Origin of the sequence: Sulfurimonas gotlandica GD1 (assembly GCF_000242915.1) — a bacterium.
Lineage (GTDB): Bacteria > Campylobacterota > Campylobacteria > Campylobacterales > Sulfurimonadaceae > Sulfurimonas > Sulfurimonas gotlandica.
The window spans coordinates 763,825-780,052 of sequence record NZ_AFRZ01000001.1; the positions used below are offsets into that span (position 1 = coordinate 763,825).

The 16,228-nt window shown below is 33.9% G+C and carries 20 protein-coding genes; 10 read left to right on the forward strand and 10 right to left on the reverse strand.

The annotated features are described in order from the left end of the window. Nucleotides 1-2: 2 nt before the first annotated feature. The 3 genes from SMGD1_RS03580 to SMGD1_RS03590 all read right to left on the reverse strand — a co-directional run bounded on the left by SMGD1_RS03580 (nucleotide 3) and on the right by SMGD1_RS03590 (nucleotide 2,317). Nucleotides 3-1,292, reverse strand: a complete 1,290-nt coding sequence (locus SMGD1_RS03580; RefSeq protein WP_008339146.1) for a hypothetical protein — start codon at nucleotides 1,290-1,292, stop codon at nucleotides 3-5. A 17-nt stretch (nucleotides 1,293-1,309) separates the two neighbouring features. Beyond that, nucleotides 1,310-1,750, reverse strand: coding sequence for a hemerythrin domain-containing protein (locus SMGD1_RS03585; protein WP_008339067.1), 441 nt, complete (start codon nucleotides 1,748-1,750; stop codon nucleotides 1,310-1,312). Between the two features lie 144 nt (nucleotides 1,751-1,894). After that, nucleotides 1,895-2,317, reverse strand: a complete 423-nt coding sequence (locus SMGD1_RS03590) for a hypothetical protein (RefSeq protein WP_008338995.1) — start codon at nucleotides 2,315-2,317, stop codon at nucleotides 1,895-1,897. 191 nt (nucleotides 2,318-2,508) lie between these two features. Between SMGD1_RS03590 and SMGD1_RS03595 the strand changes: the two genes are divergently transcribed. Genes SMGD1_RS03595 through crcB form a run of 7 tightly spaced genes read left to right on the forward strand, consistent with a single transcriptional unit; the run spans nucleotide 2,509 to nucleotide 7,657 of the window. After that, nucleotides 2,509-3,855: a S41 family peptidase gene (locus SMGD1_RS03595; protein WP_241761506.1), complete on the forward strand. Its 1,347-nt coding sequence runs from the start codon at nucleotides 2,509-2,511 to the stop codon at nucleotides 3,853-3,855. A gap of 8 nt (nucleotides 3,856-3,863) precedes the next feature. Then, complete coding sequence (gene purC, locus SMGD1_RS03600; protein WP_008338734.1) at nucleotides 3,864-4,577, forward strand: phosphoribosylaminoimidazolesuccinocarboxamide synthase; 714 nt, start codon at nucleotides 3,864-3,866, stop codon at nucleotides 4,575-4,577. A 5-nt stretch (nucleotides 4,578-4,582) separates the two neighbouring features. Continuing rightward, on the forward strand, nucleotides 4,583-4,822 hold the full coding sequence (gene purS / locus SMGD1_RS03605) for a phosphoribosylformylglycinamidine synthase subunit PurS (protein WP_171801013.1): 240 nt from the start codon (nucleotides 4,583-4,585) through the stop codon (nucleotides 4,820-4,822). Continuing rightward, nucleotides 4,822-5,496: a phosphoribosylformylglycinamidine synthase subunit PurQ gene (gene purQ / locus SMGD1_RS03610; RefSeq protein WP_008338823.1), complete on the forward strand. Its 675-nt coding sequence runs from the start codon at nucleotides 4,822-4,824 to the stop codon at nucleotides 5,494-5,496. The genes purS and purQ overlap by 1 nt, the downstream gene beginning before the upstream one ends. After that, a complete protein-coding gene (locus SMGD1_RS03615; protein WP_008338847.1) occupies nucleotides 5,493-6,626 on the forward strand; it encodes a hypothetical protein in 1,134 nt (377 codons plus the stop codon). The genes purQ and SMGD1_RS03615 overlap by 4 nt, the downstream gene beginning before the upstream one ends. Then, nucleotides 6,604-7,302, forward strand: coding sequence for a lysophospholipid acyltransferase family protein (locus tag SMGD1_RS03620; RefSeq protein ID WP_008338962.1), 699 nt, complete (start codon nucleotides 6,604-6,606; stop codon nucleotides 7,300-7,302). The genes SMGD1_RS03615 and SMGD1_RS03620 overlap by 23 nt, the downstream gene beginning before the upstream one ends. After that, nucleotides 7,271-7,657 carry a fluoride efflux transporter CrcB gene (gene crcB / locus SMGD1_RS03625; RefSeq protein ID WP_008338872.1) on the forward strand — a complete coding sequence of 129 codons (387 nt, stop codon included), beginning with the start codon at nucleotides 7,271-7,273 and terminating at the stop codon, nucleotides 7,655-7,657. Before SMGD1_RS03620 ends, crcB begins: the two co-directional genes overlap by 32 nt. A 54-nt stretch (nucleotides 7,658-7,711) precedes the next feature. On the opposite strand, the gene SMGD1_RS03630 is transcribed toward crcB, so the two are convergent. Further along, complete coding sequence (locus SMGD1_RS03630; protein ID WP_008339085.1) at nucleotides 7,712-8,281, reverse strand: ATP-binding cassette domain-containing protein; 570 nt, start codon at nucleotides 8,279-8,281, stop codon at nucleotides 7,712-7,714. A 3-nt stretch (nucleotides 8,282-8,284) separates the two neighbouring features. Further along, a complete protein-coding gene (locus SMGD1_RS03635; protein ID WP_008339149.1) occupies nucleotides 8,285-8,977 on the reverse strand; it encodes a dUTP diphosphatase in 693 nt (230 codons plus the stop codon). Between the two features lie 77 nt (nucleotides 8,978-9,054). Between SMGD1_RS03635 and SMGD1_RS03640 the strand changes: the two genes are divergently transcribed. Then, complete coding sequence (locus tag SMGD1_RS03640) at nucleotides 9,055-9,228, forward strand: hypothetical protein (RefSeq protein WP_008340671.1); 174 nt, start codon at nucleotides 9,055-9,057, stop codon at nucleotides 9,226-9,228. On the opposite strand, the gene SMGD1_RS03645 is transcribed toward SMGD1_RS03640, so the two are convergent. From SMGD1_RS03645 to ovoA, 4 genes are read right to left on the reverse strand one after another with little or no spacing between them, the layout of a single operon-like run. Then, nucleotides 9,203-9,628 (reverse strand): pyridoxamine 5'-phosphate oxidase family protein, encoded by a 426-nt coding sequence (locus tag SMGD1_RS03645; RefSeq protein ID WP_008339109.1) that lies wholly within the window; start codon nucleotides 9,626-9,628, stop codon nucleotides 9,203-9,205. The genes SMGD1_RS03640 and SMGD1_RS03645 overlap by 26 nt on opposite strands. A 3-nt stretch (nucleotides 9,629-9,631) precedes the next feature. Further along, on the reverse strand, nucleotides 9,632-9,853 hold the full coding sequence (locus SMGD1_RS03650) for a hypothetical protein (RefSeq protein ID WP_008339028.1): 222 nt from the start codon (nucleotides 9,851-9,853) through the stop codon (nucleotides 9,632-9,634). A 20-nt stretch (nucleotides 9,854-9,873) separates the two neighbouring features. Continuing rightward, nucleotides 9,874-11,058, reverse strand: a complete 1,185-nt coding sequence (locus SMGD1_RS03655; RefSeq protein WP_008338716.1) for a PatB family C-S lyase — start codon at nucleotides 11,056-11,058, stop codon at nucleotides 9,874-9,876. Further along, nucleotides 11,055-13,154 (reverse strand): 5-histidylcysteine sulfoxide synthase, encoded by a 2,100-nt coding sequence (gene ovoA / locus SMGD1_RS03660; RefSeq protein WP_008339092.1) that lies wholly within the window; start codon nucleotides 13,152-13,154, stop codon nucleotides 11,055-11,057. The genes SMGD1_RS03655 and ovoA overlap by 4 nt, the downstream gene beginning before the upstream one ends. A gap of 32 nt (nucleotides 13,155-13,186) precedes the next feature. Between ovoA and pgeF the strand changes: the two genes are divergently transcribed. Further along, nucleotides 13,187-13,954: a peptidoglycan editing factor PgeF gene (gene pgeF / locus SMGD1_RS03665; RefSeq protein WP_008339069.1), complete on the forward strand. Its 768-nt coding sequence runs from the start codon at nucleotides 13,187-13,189 to the stop codon at nucleotides 13,952-13,954. Next, a complete protein-coding gene (locus SMGD1_RS03670; RefSeq protein ID WP_008338984.1) occupies nucleotides 13,954-14,391 on the forward strand; it encodes a nucleoside deaminase in 438 nt (145 codons plus the stop codon). Before pgeF ends, SMGD1_RS03670 begins: the two co-directional genes overlap by 1 nt. A gap of 14 nt (nucleotides 14,392-14,405) precedes the next feature. Here the strand turns inward: SMGD1_RS03670 and dxs are convergent, their stop codons facing one another. Continuing rightward, nucleotides 14,406-16,226, reverse strand: a complete 1,821-nt coding sequence (dxs, locus tag SMGD1_RS03675) for a 1-deoxy-D-xylulose-5-phosphate synthase (RefSeq protein WP_008339023.1) — start codon at nucleotides 16,224-16,226, stop codon at nucleotides 14,406-14,408. Nucleotides 16,227-16,228 lie beyond the last annotated feature (2 nt).

Sequence of the window (16,228 nt, forward strand, 5' to 3'; positions counted from 1 at the left end):
CGTTAAACTGTAGCAAATGCGCTCATGTCAAAATCAGGTTTAGTTTTTTTAATTTTTCTATATATTAAAACTGGCGCAATAACATTATATTGTAAAATTACCATACTAACAATAAAACTAACCGCAGAGATGCTGAGTAATATTGGAATATAAAATGCAAAAATAAAACCAATCAGAGATGCTATAAATAAAACAAACTGCGCTCTTGCTAAATTTTTGTTTATCATCTCATTCATCGTTGGAATAGTCATATAACCCATAGCATTTAAATGAAACCAAACAAGAAACGGAATTATTTTGTAAAGCATACCAATCATAATAGAGAGTATAAATCCACCACCTAGCAGAATAGCAACCATAACTATATATTCATTTTTAAAATATTCGTCAAAAATCCAAAGAAAAGATCCAAGTGTTAAAGATATACTCGAGACTCTCCAATACCACACAGTAACATCACTAATAGGACGACGTCGGGCACTTAGCTTTCTCCACATTGTTGTAGCAAATGCCCAGAAGAAAAGTGCTATCCACGCCTTGCCGATAATCGCGTAAGATTCTTCATAAACATTCGCATATAACCATATCACTAAACCTACACTAATAAGCAGTACTACTCTTTTTTTACAAAACTGCTTAAATCTAGGTGCTACATAAAACATTGGAAGAACTTGGAATGTAACACCTATAATCAAGATGCCTCCAAAGCCAAAGACGCCCCATACACTGTGAACATTAGCAACCATATTTCTATAAGGTGCAAAATCAATGTCTATATACGTGTATAGTAGAAATAGCCCCATTAATACCGTAAAAGATGCAAATACAAGACTTACACTCATCGCTTTTACTGTTGGATTAAAATTTTGTACTTTTACTACTGCCATGGCTATAACCACTATTATCATAGTAAAGCCAATACTTAATAAGATTAAAGCTACTGTGTTAGATAATGCGACATCATGCATTAGCCCAAATAACATAAAAGCTGTACCGATAACTAAAAATATATATGAAATTTTTGTAACTAAATCAACTTTAGGAATTCTAACACCTGCTAAAACAGGTAGCATCTGAGTAAGTGATCCAAGCATTATAAAGCCTAAAAAGCCAATTGTTAATGCGTGAGTTATTACAATTGAGTCGAGCGAATATCTGCTCATCAAGATGCTAGCATCGCTGAATAGGATTAAAAAACCAGCTATTATTGCAAATATTGGTGCAGTTAGATAAAACCTAAGAGGCGCTGATATTGGCGGAGCTTGATCAATCGATAAACCATTAAGTTCCATAGTTTACTCTCAAAATATTACTCAACAATCATAGACTCCATCATATCCACAATTCTTGGTGATTCGGCACTTAAGTGCTGCTGAGCCATAGTGTAAAGCATCTGCTCTTCTTTCATATTATGCTGCTGCATTAAAATCATAAGAGTCTCTGAGAGTCCAAAAAATTTGTCTTTATTGTTGGCTTCTAAAGCTTCACCCATCTGTTTAACAAGACTTCTCATTTGAACATGTTCGTGTCTCATCATTGCTGTTGGACCTTCTGTCATACCAGTCTTTGTTTCAAACTCTGCAAACATAACTCTCTCTTCCATTTGGAAGTGTCTTTCTGTTGCCTGTGCAAACTCTTCATAAGCTTCTTTTGCATCTGCCAAAGATGTGTTTGCTTTATCTTCCATCATTGCAAAAAAGTCATCGCATCTAGCATGATCTGCTGTTAAATATTCTTTAATTGTGCTCATTTTATATACCTTAGATTAAATAATTTTTGTATTATATAGAAATAATATAAAAATGGTATTATCATAAGTCAATCTAGAAATAATGAAAGATATGTAGTTATTGATTACCCCGATTTAAATCAGGATAATCAAATGTGAATTTATTTATGAGAATAAATATCTTGTTAAAAATGCGAGGCATGAAGCCCCAATATGAGGTACTCCATATAAGAATGTTGCAAAAACCGTAATTAGCAAACTTCTTTTAAACTTCAATACAAAAATAATCGAAGAACCTATAAATGTTGTTAAAAATATATATAACAATGCTTCAACAAGACCATATTCAGGGCTATACCCAGCAATAGCTACTGCTAGTGATATCACATAACTAGAAGCAAAAAAGTAAGCCACATTTTTTGATGTGTCGTATCTTATAAAGCTCTCGCCTAAATCACAATCTTTTACAACTACTTCCCCATTTGCAATACTCTGCTTTTTTGCCTTAATCGCTAAACTTTCAAAAAACAAAAAAGCACTCAGTGATAAAACAACACCCGCTATGATTAATATTGGTAATGATTCCATTTTTTCCTCCGTATTACTTTTAAAGTACTTAAATTGTAACGTCATATTTACACTCGTATATTAATTTAATATATTAGATTATTTTATGAATACAAACTTAATAATATTTTCTTATCTCTAGCTTCAAAAAATATTTGCTTTCTTTCATTTGTTATTTAAACAGCTTTTTACTATAATATCTCTCTTTAAATATAATAGGAATAAATATGAAAAATAAAAAATATATAACTCTAGGTTTTGCTTCTGTTACAATCGCAATATCTATCCTTTTTTCTGCAAATCTTTTTGCAAAAGCTACAGAGAACACAGAAAAAGAGGCTTCTAGATTAGAAGCTCTTGCAAAGTTCACAAAGGTTATTAGCATTGTTGAACAATACAATGTAGATGACATAACTATTGAAGAACTAATGGACAAAGCTCTTCAAGGCATGATGGGAAATCTTGATGCTCACTCCAATTTTCTTACTCAAAAAGATTATAAAAAACTAAAAGTTCAGACTGATGGTGAGTTTGGCGGACTTGGAATTACTGTTGGCATCAGAGATGGTGCACTTACAGTTATTGCTCCAATTGAAGGAACTCCTGCTGATAAAGCTGGTCTAAAGTCAGGCGATATTATCCTGAAAATCAATGAAAAATCAACTCTTAATATGACGATAGATGAAGCAGTAGCAATAATGAGAGGAAAAGTTGGTGATCCTATTGAAATTACAATTGTTCGTAAGGGAGAAGCTAAGCCACTTCCTATTAGCATCGTTAGAGGTGTTATAACAATTGAGTCTGTTTATGCAAAGACTATTGGCAAAGATATTTTATATGTCCGTGTAACTAGCTTTGATAAAAAAGTTGTTGAAGATGTAATGAAGGCTATCAATAAAAAGAAAGCAATGATAAAGGGAATTGTTCTTGATTTAAGAAATAATCCTGGAGGTTTGTTAGATCAAGCTGTTGGACTTGTGGATCTGTTTGTAGATGAAGGTCAGATAGTTTCTCAAAAAGGTCGCAATAAATCTGATGATCAAGTATACAGTGCTAAAAAAAGCAATACAGTTACAAATGTACCTCTAGTGGTTTTAGTTAACGGCGGAAGTGCATCTGCTTCTGAGATTGTAAGTGGAGCTCTTCAAGATCACAAACGTGGTGTAATTCTAGGTGAAAATACTTTTGGCAAAGGCAGTGTTCAAGTCGTCCTTCCTATTACGCAAAAAGAGGCTATCAAACTTACTATTGCTAGATACTACCTTCCAAGCGGAAGAACAATTCAAGCTGTAGGTGTTAAACCTGATATTGAAGTTCAGCCTGGAGAAGTAAAGAAACAAGAGGATGGATTTTCAATAAAAGAGGCTGATCTTAAGAAGCATCTAGAAGAAGAGTTAGATAAAGCTAACGGTGATGCTAAAGATAAAGATAAAAAGTCTAAAAAAGCTGAAGAAGATAAGAGTAAAAAAGATATAATTACGCAAGAACAATTATATAAAGATATTCAACTAAAAGAATCAGTTGATATCATAAAAGCATTAATAATCGTAAAAGGATAAAGACTAGAATGGAAAAAAGAGCACTACTGTACGAAGGCAAAGCTAAAAAACTATTTTTGACTGATGATGAGAACCTTGTAATCTCAGAGTTTAAAGATGATTTAACAGCATTTAATGGTGAGAAAAAATCAAGTGAAGCAGGTAAAGGCGCACTAAATAATAAAATCTCTACTGAGCTATTTAAACTTTTAGAAGCAAACGGAATACAAACTCACTTTGTTGAGATGTTAGATGATAATCACATGCTTCACAAAAAAGTTGATGTAATTTTAATCGAAGTTATCGTTCGTAATATTGCAACTGGCAGCTTAAGCCGTAACCTTGGTATTGAAGATGGTAAAGTTCTTCCTTTTACTCTAGTTGAATTTGATTATAAAGATGATGCTTTAGGCGATCCTAAATTAAATGACCAGCATGCACTAATATTAGGCTTAGTTGACTACCAAGATGAGCTAGACAAGCTTCGTAGAATGGCAAGACAGATTAATGATATTCTACGTCCTTACTTTTTTGAAAAAGGTCTTAATCTTGTTGACTTTAAATTAGAGTTTGGAAAAGATAGCAGTGGAAATATCATCCTAATAGATGAGATTTCTCCTGATAATTGTCGTTTTTGGGATGTAGAGAGTGGCGAAAAGATGGATAAAGATAGATTTCGTCAAGGTCTGGGTGGATTAACAGTAGCTTACGAGCAAGTATTAAATAGAATATTAGGAAAATAGTAATGATAAAAGCAATAGTAAATGTATCTCTAAAAGCGGGTGTTTTAGATTCTCAAGGTAAAGCTGTGCACCATGCTCTTGATTCTCTTCACTTCAGTGGTGTTAGTAATGTTCGCGTCGGTAAACAAATCATATTAGAGCTAGATACAGAAGATAAAACAACAGCTATGGCTGATGTAACTAAAATGTGTGAAGAGCTTTTAGCTAACACTGTAATTGAAGATTACGAGATAGAGCTAGTTTAATGAAAGTATCTATCCTTCAATTCCCAGGAACTAACTGTGAATATGACACGCAACATGCTTTTGAAGACTTAGGCGCTACAACAGAAATAGTTTGGCATAAATCTAAGTCAATTCCAAGTGATACTGACCTTTTAGTAGTTGCTGGCGGTTTCTCTTATGGTGACTACTTAAGAAGTGGTGCTATTGCTAGATTTTCTCCTGTCATGAAAGCAGTAGAAGCTTATGCAAGCAATGGTGGGAAAGTTCTTGGCATCTGCAACGGTTTCCAAGTATTGACTGAAGCTGGATTACTGCCAGGTGCTCTAAAGAGAAATGAAAGTCTTCACTTCTTATCTAAGCATCACCACCTCAAAGTTATAAATAACGATAATGTATTCCTAGAAAAACTAAGCAACAACGATGTTGTGAATATTCCTATCGCTCATCACGATGGAAATTATTTCATAGATGCTGATGGATTAAAAGAGTTAGAAGAGAACAATCAAATTCTTCTGAAATATACAGATGCTAACGGTGAGATACTAAACCCTAACGGTAGTGTTGATTCAATTGCAGGAGTATGTAACAAAGAAAAAAATGTATTTGGTCTTATGCCTCACCCTGAACGTGCAATGGAACTACTTCTTGGAAGTGATGATGGCGTTAAAATGCTTCAAGGATTTTTAGAAGCGTGATTCGTCTACTTCTTTTAGGGTTGTTATTTTTAACAACTCTAAGCTCAAACGAAACTACTATCATTAATGATAAGAATGTGACTTATGACTCACCTAAAACAAATCAAATAATTTCTGCAGCAAACTCACAAAAAGTTTTATATCTTAATTTTGAAAAAACTCCAGATAGAGTTATAAAAGGGGAAATATTTCCAGTAACTATTAAGACTCTTTCAACCATACAAAGCTTTATAGATATCACTTACGAACTTAAAAACCATCAGGGTCTAAAAGTTTTAAATGAGATTCCATATAGAGTAGAAGATTCTAAATACTACCATGATACTTTTTACTTTTTAACAACTTCCAGCAGTGCTATGCTACCTGATTTTACTGCAACTTTACATGACTATAACAACACGATGCACAAAGATACTACTTTAGTTGGTAAAAGTCTAAATGTAGTAACACTAAATCCTAAAAAGAATTTCTCAAATATAGTAGCAAACTCTTTTGAACTATTGGAATATAAGACTTCTTCTTACGATGACCAGCACAATATTGTAGTTTTTGCAGCAACTGCAACAAACTGTGACATAAGTGCATTTAATCTTCAAAATGTTTATAAACAAGGTGTAGAATCAATAACTGAATCTCATTTTGACTCTAAAATAGTTTATTATGCAGTTATAAATAAAGAAATACAAAACTTCACATTCACATACTTTAACTTAGAAAAAAACAAATTTTTACGTCTAGATATTCCAATCATAGTAATTGATGACAGTGTTACAACTCAGACTGATCTTAAACCAATAGATCAATCTCGAGAGAGGCTCAAAATGACTATTGCGGGTGCAGTAGCTCTTGTGGCTTTTATATTTATACTATTGAGAAGAAAGTATATATACTTAATATTTATAATTATTCCATTGGCTTACATAGCATATCTTGGGATACCATCTAAGGAAGTTTGTATAAAAGTCGGCTCAAATATCTATCTACTTCCAGTTAATAATGGAACAATATTTGAAAGAACTAACAGTGTTTATCACTTACAAAAAGAGGGAAGTGTGAAAGAGTTTGTGAAAGTAAAACTAAAAAATGAAAAAATAGGTTGGGTAAAAAATGAAGATATTTGCGCGTATTAGTTGGCTTTTTGCAACAATAGTAATTTTTTCTTCTTTAACACTAATGATAGTGCTATATTATCTTGTTCCAAGACCATATTCAAGAAAAATATCAGCTTGGATTATTAGACTTACAACCTTTTTTTCAGTAGATATAAAAGGTAAAGAAGATCCAAAAGCTCAAATGTTTTTGCTAAATCATCAGAGTGATTTAGACATTGCGATTATGGAAACAATTACTAAAAAAGATTTAACTTGGGTTGCGAAAAAAGAGCTCTTTGCAATACCTTTCTTTGGATTAGCACTAAGGCTTCCTGAGGATATAGCTGTCGAGAGAGAGAGTAAAACTTCACTTCTTAAACTTCTTAAAGATGCAAAAAACAGACTTGATAAAGATAGAATTATCACGATGTTTCCAGAAGGTACTCGCTCTTCAAAAGGTAAGATGCTACCATTTAAATCTGGTGCCAAAATGGTCGCAGACAAGTTTAAACTTCATGTACAGCCTATTGTTTTAATACAAACTGCCAAGTACTATAATGTTAAAGAGTTTTACTATAAACCAGGTCGAATAAAAGTAATTTATATGGACTCTTTTGTAGCTGATAGAAGCGACAAAGATTGGTTAAACGATTTAAGAGTTAAGATGCAAAAGGTATATGATGATGAGTTGGCAAACAATACTAGCAATAGGTAGTGGCGGTTTTATAGGAGCAGTTTTAAGAGCTTACTTTAACGGCCTAATATCGCATAGAGTGCCTCATGATCTTCCATTTGGAACTCTTGGTGTAAACCTAATAGGTAGCTTTATAATGGGGATATTAGTAGCTTATTTTATGTATACAACTATTTTTTCACTTCATGCAAAATCATTTCTATCTACTGGTATTTTAGGTGCACTTACAACTTACTCAACATTTGCTATTGAAAGTTTCTTACTCTTAGAGGGCGGTCATATATTTTTAGCAATGGCAAATATTTCACTGAATGCTTTTGGTACCATATTCATGGCTGGCGGTGGATTTTATATCGCTAAGTTTTTTTTAAAATAATTACATAGTAAATCTCGAAAAATAAATTTTTCGTAGCTTTAGTGCGTAACATAGTTATAACATAATAATCTCATCTGCACACCACTTTGCAAGCTCTAAGTCATGTGTAATAAGAAGCATTCCCATCTCATCAAGAGAATTCATAAGCATATTCATAACTTCCAACTGTATAACGTTGTCTAGTGCTGATGTAGGTTCATCTAGAAGTAAAACATCCGGTTTCATAAGCATAGCTCGTAGGATTGAAGCACGCTGTAGCTGCCCTCCTGATAGTTCATGTGGCAGTTTTAGCAGAAGTTCATAATCAAGATTCAGACTTTTTAAGTAAGCGTGAATCTCATCTGTATTAGCCACATCCTCTATCTGATTTAGTAGTGAGTAACTTGGATGAAAAGAGCTATATGGATCTTGGAAAACTTCAGAAGCTTTCTCGCACTCTATAGTCCCGCTAAGTGGTTTTAAGTTTTTTAGTATCAACTCAAAGAGCGTACTCTTTCCAGCTCCACTAGCTCCAACTATAGCTTTAATCTCACCTTTTTTTAAACTGATTGAAAGATCATTAAAAAGTAAAAAATCTTTTTTATACCCAAAAGATAAATTTTTAACTTCTAATATCTGATTCAATAATCAACTCTTTGTAAGCGCTAAATATAGTTTAGTTAGTTCTTTATAAAGAACATCTGGCTGAATATCACCATTTTCTTCCCAGATGTGCTTCATAATAACATTGTCTTCTGTACCATCCCATACTTTAATGTAAGAACCATCTTTATAGCCATTATCTTGACGAAACTGATTTAAAATATTTTTGCCAACATATAGACGATAAAGAGTCTCTAGATCAAGACCACTCATAATAACTAAATCAAAGAAATCTGATATTAAAGCATCTAAATCCAATTCATCTTTGGAAAGAGATGCAAGCATAATATTTTCAACATTGGCAATGATATCCTTTTGAGATGCAAATAATTCACTTTTTTTATCTATATTTGAAAAACTGTTCATGCTTGATATATTTATAGCTAAGTCTTCTATTTGGCCTCTTAGAGTTTGTGAATAATTTTCAATAGCTAAACTCATTATAAAATGCCATACATCTACAACTTCAATCTGTAAGTTATCCCAATCAGGTTCTTGATTTATACTTTTCCAGTGTTTCCATGAAAAACTATCAACCATCTCAGCGCATTCCATATAGATGCATCTTTTCCAGTTAATCTCTTTTCCATTCTTAGTAACACCCTTGGTCCAGTTATCTCCATTTGTAGCATCGTTAAGTTGTGCTTGAAGTTGTAGCATAAGTAAAATTTTATCCATAGGTATATCTCTTTATGTAATTTAATTCGTTTATTTTATCTAATATGCTAGAATTCCCTACTTAAAGAGAGAGATTTATGAAAAGAATTAACTGTAGAAGATGCCAATTTTATTTTGTAACATGGGAAAAGAATCAGCCTCATGGATGCAGAGCTTATGGCTTTAAAGCACCTCAGATTCCATCTCTTGTAGTTTTTCAAAGTAGTGGTATGGATTGTTCTCTGTTTAAAGAAAAGGCTCCTGTAAAATAATCTTCTTCCCAAATCCAAGATTATTATCTGTCATTTTAAAGTAATTTATTTTTATCTTCCATAGCTTTGGCATCATAGCAAGAGCATATGGAAATGTTTTAAAATAAAGCTTTTTAAGAGCCTCATCCTCTAATATAGAAAAAGTTCCCCTAAACTGCAAACCCTGAATCTTACCAACCGTTTTCGTCTCTAAAACAACACTTCCGGCTACATTTGGATTTTTTATAATATTTTGTATGTGAGTTGTCTCATCACTGCTTGCAACGACAAAAGAAACCTCTTTTTCATCAAATGCATAAAAGAGGTTGCAGACACTAAGTTCTAACTCAGCCGAAGTGGCAAGACTCATCACATGGTGCTGTTTTATAAAGTTTACGATTTTTTCTAAATCACTCTTCATGACTCAAGACTGAAACATAAAGTCTTCTAAGCCTTCTGCATCTGTTATATCTCTTTTGTTTAACAAAAGCTGACCGATATCATCTTCCGCTAACATATTATATATCTCTCTAGGGCCGCTCATATTGTAATAACTTTTTACAAAATCGATAGCTACCTGAAGCTTGTCTTCTTTACCGCTGAATTTTTTAAACTCTTTGTACTCATCCCAATCAAATGCTGCCAATGTATTTCCTAGTATTATAATTATTTGCGATATTTTAGCGAAAGTGCTTTGTCTAATCGCTTAATCACTTCTAACATTTTTGTAGTAGAGACTGCAAAATTCAGTCTCATAAAGCCATCACCCTCTCTACCAAAGCTAAGACCTGCATTCAAACCGAGCTTCGCTTCTTTTATAAAAAAGCTTCTAAGGGCTCGATTATTGAGTCCCATACCTCTACAATCCAACCAAGCCAAATACGTAGCTTCTATAGGTGTCACTTTAATCTGATCACTATATTTCTCACACAGTTCTAACAACATAGTATAGTTATTCAACAAATGCTCTTTTAAATCTTCTAGCCACTCTTTTCCTTGGCTATATGCAGCCTCAAAAGCCACATGACTTAGAGCTGAACCTTGTGCAAAATGAACACGTTTGTAAGACTTTAAAAACTTTTCTTTTAACTCTTTATTAGTTATTGCAACACTGCTCATTGCAAAACCGGCCATATTAAAAGTCTTTCCGACTCCTATAGCTGTGACAGTTATACCTCTTGCTTCTTGTGAAAGAGATGCAAAAGGAATGTGCTTGTTTGGAGCGTAGACCAAATCAGAATGTATCTCATCACTAAAGACTACAATATTGTGTTCTAAACAGATTTCTAAAATCTCTTCAAGCTCTTCTCTTTTCCAGACTCTTCCAACTGGATTATGCGGTGAGCAAAGAAGCAGAAGTTTTGTTTTATCATCTATTTTTGATTTCAAGTCTTCTATGTCAAAAACATATTTTCCATCTATATTTTGTTTTAGAGGGTTCTTTAATAGTTCTCTATTATTTTCAATAACACTATGAAAAAATGGAGGGTAAACAGGTGTTTGAACTATTACCTTATCTCCTTCCTCACTAAAAGCATTTATAACTAAACCCATAGATGCAACAACAGAGTGAGAATATATCATATCTTCCAACTCAAACTCTATACCATGCTCATTTTTCATCCACTCAATCTGAGCTTTAAATGCAGTTGTAGGAAACTCTTCATAACCGACTATAGAGTGTTCTAACCTTTTTTTAACAGCTTCTATGACGAAAGGAGGCGTGTCTATATCCATATCTGCTACCCAGACAGGCATCACGTCATTTGTTCCAAATAATGATTCTCTTAAAGTGTATTTCTCTGCATTTGTATCTTTTCTGCAAGCAGACTCTGTGAAGTTATATTTCAACGTTTTTTCCAAATACTAACTTGTGATATCGTATGCTGATATTTTCTTGCGGTCTCTTTTATAACAAAATCTAAATCTTGAACATGCAAGAGTTCAAACTTATCACTCATAACATTTTTAAGACTATCAAGAGTTTTAACTTCAACACCGTTTGAATCTACATATCCGCCAAGCCATAACTCTTTTTGAGTTGAGCTCTCTTGCCATGTATATGGTGAAGTTAAGATAAGAACTCCATCTTCATTTAATCTCTCATCGACTGTGTCTAAAAATAGTCTGGGGTTGTAAAGTCTGTCTATCAGATTTGTCGCAATTATCAGATCGTAAGAGTTAAAATTTGGCTTTAGATTACAAGCATCTCCTTGCCAAAAAGAGACTTTATCTCTTAGGTTCTCATACCCTAACTCTTCTATAGTAACTTTTTTGTTTACTACTAAATCACCCTCTTCTTTTGAGGTAAATGCTACAAAACCATTGTCTTTTAAATTTGCTCCAACTTGTACAAAACGAACAGAAAAGTCGATTCCTTCAACCTCATCAAAATCTTTCGCAAGTTCATACGTAGCACGTCCTGTCGCACAACCGAGGTCTAAGGCTTTGCCTTTTTTAGTTGCAAACTTTGAGGCTATCTTTGCACACTCAATAGCAAAGTTACTTACTCCAAAGTGAGTATCACCATACTGAAACTCACAATACTGAGATACCAGATCATCACTCTCATAAATATCTATTTCTTCATCATTAGAATTTTCAGAGATAACATATCTAAATCCGGCGAATTGAGGAAAATGTTTTCTAAAAGCATAACGAGAGTGTTTCATGATTAAGTTTCCGCTACTCGCCCATGATGAACCAAGTATTAGAGCATGTTTATCATCAAAAGTTGGAACGGAAAAGTCATCATAAGCCGGATGAATTTCAAAGCCTTCAAAGCCTCTTATCGGAGTACGACTCCACTGCCAAACATTTCCAACTACATCATAGATGCCGTTAAAGCTAAACTCATTTACAGGACAAGAACTTGCATAGTGATAGAAGTTCAAGTTTGCTCTGCTCTCATGAAAATCTGGCAAATCTTGTAATCCTGATTGATTATATATTGCTCTATACTCTGCTTCACTAGGAAGAGAATAAATCACACCATCTTTTTGACTCTTGTATCTACAAAAAGCCTCTGCTTCAAGAGCATTGACATCTACGGGCCAATCAAGTGGCATCTCTATTAATTTAGAAATAGTTCTGTACCTATAATCTCCATTTTCTAAAACCCAAAAAGTCGGATATGCAGCTTTAGAATCTTTTAAAAACTCTCTTCCTTCATCGTCCCAAAACTCTTCTGTTTCGTAGCCACCATCTTTGACAAACTCCATATACTCGCTATTACTAACAAGATACTTTGAAGTTTTAAACTCTTTTACATCTTCTTCATAAGTGCCATATTCGTTATCCCAACCATAAAGATGATGGGTCTTCTCTTTGCCAAGTTCTATATGTTGAGCTTTTATACTTAACATCTCGTTTTTAGGTGCAGCAGAGCTATGAGAGCAGGCTTTAAATTCATCCACTTCTTTAATAAACTCCAGTGGCATCTGAGTATGAAGTACTAATGATGTCTCTATATGGATTCTCTCATGCTCTATCCCCATAAGAATAACCCACATATCAGACTCTTGTGAAATTGGAAGATTTAAAGGCAGTGTTATTATTAGCTCATCGACAAGCCCTCTAACTTTAGTTCGATACTCTCTAACCTCATCAACTTTAGGCCAAGAGTAGTTTTTAGAATCAACATCATCCCATGACATTTCATCAACGCCGACAGCAAAAACAGACTCAAAATTTGCGTCTACTCTTTCGTTTATTACTTTCATACTAATTAGTTTATTTACAAAAAAAGTTGCCGTATGTCCAAAATAAAATATCATTGGATGGCGAGTTATTTCTGACTTTCTATAAAATACATCATCATTTTTAAGTAGTTCAAACACTTTTTCAAATAGACTAAATGTGTTATGAAAATAGTCTCTTATTTCTTGACGCTTATTTTGTATATCGTTTCCATTAAGCGTCACTGGATACATACTAAGATTACTCAAATTAAGCCTTTAAATTTTGTTATAATCATTATATGAAAATTTATCAAAGTACTATATTAAATAATTTCCCAAACTTAACTCATGCATTTACTACTAAGGATGGAGGAGTAAGCAAAACTCCATACAACTCTCTGAATCTTGCTTTTCATGTACAAGACAATCCTCAAGACGTACTCTCGAACCATGAAAAGTTAGCAAACGAGATAGAGTATGACAGAAGAACACTTGTTCACATGAAGCAAGTTCATTCTAATATAGTCCACACTGTTGGCCCTAAAGATAATTTTGATAATCCACCAACTTGTGATGCTCTCATAACAGATAGAAAAAACACCCCTCTTATGGTTATGATCGCAGACTGTAGTCCTATCCTCTTTTATGATGAGGAAAAAGAGGTTATTGCAGTTGCACATGCTGGAAGACAAGGTGCATTTAAAAATATAGTTCAAAATGTTATCAACACCTTTACTAATATCTATGACTCTCATGCACAAAATATATCTGTAACAATTGGTGCCAGTATTGGTGTTTGTTGTTATGAAGTTGGGGGTGAAATTTATGAAGAAGCTAAAAAACTGAAACTAGATTATGCAATAGAAAAAAGAGATAATAGTTTTTATCTCGATGTTAGTAAAATCTTAAAAACTCAACTACTTACATCTGCTATAAAAGAAGTAAACATTGAAGTATCAGATGAGTGCACATGTTGCAAACATGATAAATATTTTTCTTACAGAGCTGATGGGACTACAGGAAGATTTTGTGGAGTTTTGATGATGAATAATTCGAAGGATAAATAATGGATATATTTTTAGAAGAAGCTATCAAAGAAGCAAAAAAAGGTTTGTCTGAAGGCGGAATTCCAATTGGTTCAGTTCTTGTAATTGACGGCAAAATTGTAGGACGAGGTCATAATAGACGTGTTCAAAATTCCAGCGCTATTTTACATGCAGAGATGGACTGTTTAGAAAATGCAGGTCGACTTAAAGCAATTGATTATAAAAGGGCAACTATATATTCTACTCTATCTCCATGTGACATGTGCAGCGGTGCCATACTTTTGTATGGAATCAAAAGAGTCATTATTGGAGAAAATAAAACTTTTAAAGGCCCTGAAGAGTATGTAAAGTCAAGAGGTATAGAAGTTAAAGTTGTTGATAATAAAGAGTGCTGTAATCTAATGGAATCTTTTATTAAAGCATCTCCAGAGTTATGGAATGAAGATATTGGGGAGTAAAATATATCTGCTAGCTAAGAGAGTGCTTCTACTTTCTTAGCTAACTGTGCAGGAAGAAGTCCTAAAGACTCTTCTACAAGTTTTGTGTTTCCATGAGTTATAAACTCATCTTCATATTCAAAACTCTCTACTGCCACATCTAAGATCTTCTCGTGAGCTAAGAACTCTAAGATAGCAGAACCGACTCCACCCATTTTAGAACTGTCGCTAAATACAAACCATTTTTTATGTTTAGAAGCCATATCGCGAAGCATCTCAGTGTCCAATGGTTTTACAAATCTAAGATCCAATATGCTTACTTTTACATTCAGTATTTCAGCTGTCTCATATGCACGTCCAACACCGTTTCCATAACCTATGAAAAGTATGTTACCCTCATTTGAGCGAAGTAGTTGAGATTTAGCCAGTTCAAAGGCAACTGACTCGGGAAGGTCTGTTTCAGTAAAAGAACCTCTTGGATATCTCAAAGAACACGGATGCTGATATTCTGCGGCAAACCCAAGAGCTTGATGAAATGATTTCTCATCTCTTGGAGCAAAAAGTGTCATGTTTGGTATAGCTCTTAAAAAACTGATATCAAATACACCTTGGTGAGTCTCCCCATCTTCTCCAACTATCCCTGCACGATCAAGTGCAAAGACTACAGGAAGATCCATTAAACATGTGTCATGAATAATTTGATCATAACCACGTTGCAAAAATGTTGAGTAGATTGTGCAGAATGGTTTAAAGCCCTCTTTTGCTAGAGCTGACATTGATGTAACAGCATGTTGCTCTGCTATAGCTACATCCCAAAATCTTGTAGGATATGCTTCCATAAGTTCGCTGAGACCTGTTCCACTTGGCATAGCCGCTGTTGCACCAACAATCTTTTCATCATTTTTTGCCAGATGCATTAAAGCTTCTGTATATATTTGAGTGGCACTTTTAGTAGAAGATTTTTTTGAACTATGCCCATTGCTAAGATTAAATGGACCTACACCGTGCCACTTTTCCTCTTTACCCTCTGCAATATCATAACCCTTGCCCTTAAGAGTTTGAGCATGTATAATTACAGGCTGATTAAGTTTTCTTGCTGTTTGCATAATATCAATTAACTGAGTTAAATTATGTCCATCAACTGGACCGATGTAGTTTATTCCCATCTCTTCAAACAGCATACCAGGAGTAATAAGCTTCAGACTTTCTTCCATTCTTTTTGCGATATAGTGAGCACCTTCACCAAAATTATCTACGAAGTTTTCCGTATGTTTTTTAAATTTTTGATAAAATGGAGAAGCCATTGCAGAGCTAAGCATTCTACTTAGTGCACCGATTGGTTTAGCGATACTCATCTCATTATCATTTAAAATGATAATCATCGGGTATTTTCTATCCCCTAACTCATTCATAGCTTCATAAACCATGCCTGCAGTCATAGAACCATCACCAATCATAATAACTGGGATTCGGCTATTTTGTTCTCCCTTTAGAGCTATTGCTTTTGCAGCACCTACTCCTAAAGATATAGATGTAGAACTATGTCCAGCAACAAAATAATCATGCTCTGATTCACTTGGTTTTGTATAACCGCATGTTCCTCCAAATTGACGCAGTGTGTCAAATTCTTCCCATCTATCTGTTAGAAGTTTGTGTGCATAGGACTGATGTGACACATCAAAGATAAAGGGATCTTTTTTAGAGTCAAATACCTTATGCATTGCTACTATTATTTCAGTTGCACCTAGTGTTGAACTTAAGTGTCCGCCATTTTTACTAACAACTCTTAAGATTTCTTCTCTTATTTCTTGGCAAAGAACCTCAAGTTCTTTTATACTTTTTTGTTTTATATTCATTA

Bases quoted from the DNA above. Each gene is read 5' to 3' on its own strand.
- SMGD1_RS03580 (WP_008339146.1), bottom strand. From the start codon at position 1,292: ATGGAACTTAATGGTTTATCGATTGATCAAGCTCCGCCAATATCAGCG.
- SMGD1_RS03585 (WP_008339067.1), bottom strand. From the start codon at position 1,750: ATGAGCACAATTAAAGAATATTTAACAGCAGATCATGCTAGATGCGAT.
- SMGD1_RS03590 (WP_008338995.1), bottom strand. From the start codon at position 2,317: ATGGAATCATTACCAATATTAATCATAGCGGGTGTTGTTTTATCACTG.
- purC (WP_008338734.1), top strand. From the start codon at position 3,864: ATGGAAAAAAGAGCACTACTGTACGAAGGCAAAGCTAAAAAACTATTT.
- purQ (WP_008338823.1), top strand. From the start codon at position 4,822: ATGAAAGTATCTATCCTTCAATTCCCAGGAACTAACTGTGAATATGAC.
- SMGD1_RS03620 (WP_008338962.1), top strand. From the start codon at position 6,604: ATGAAGATATTTGCGCGTATTAGTTGGCTTTTTGCAACAATAGTAATT.
- crcB (WP_008338872.1), top strand. From the start codon at position 7,271: ATGAGTTGGCAAACAATACTAGCAATAGGTAGTGGCGGTTTTATAGGA.
- SMGD1_RS03635 (WP_008339149.1), bottom strand. From the start codon at position 8,977: ATGGATAAAATTTTACTTATGCTACAACTTCAAGCACAACTTAACGAT.
- SMGD1_RS03640 (WP_008340671.1), top strand. From the start codon at position 9,055: ATGAAAAGAATTAACTGTAGAAGATGCCAATTTTATTTTGTAACATGG.
- SMGD1_RS03645 (WP_008339109.1), bottom strand. From the start codon at position 9,628: ATGAAGAGTGATTTAGAAAAAATCGTAAACTTTATAAAACAGCACCAT.
- pgeF (WP_008339069.1), top strand. From the start codon at position 13,187: ATGAAAATTTATCAAAGTACTATATTAAATAATTTCCCAAACTTAACT.
- SMGD1_RS03670 (WP_008338984.1), top strand. From the start codon at position 13,954: ATGGATATATTTTTAGAAGAAGCTATCAAAGAAGCAAAAAAAGGTTTG.
- dxs (WP_008339023.1), bottom strand. From the start codon at position 16,226: ATGAATATAAAACAAAAAAGTATAAAAGAACTTGAGGTTCTTTGCCAA.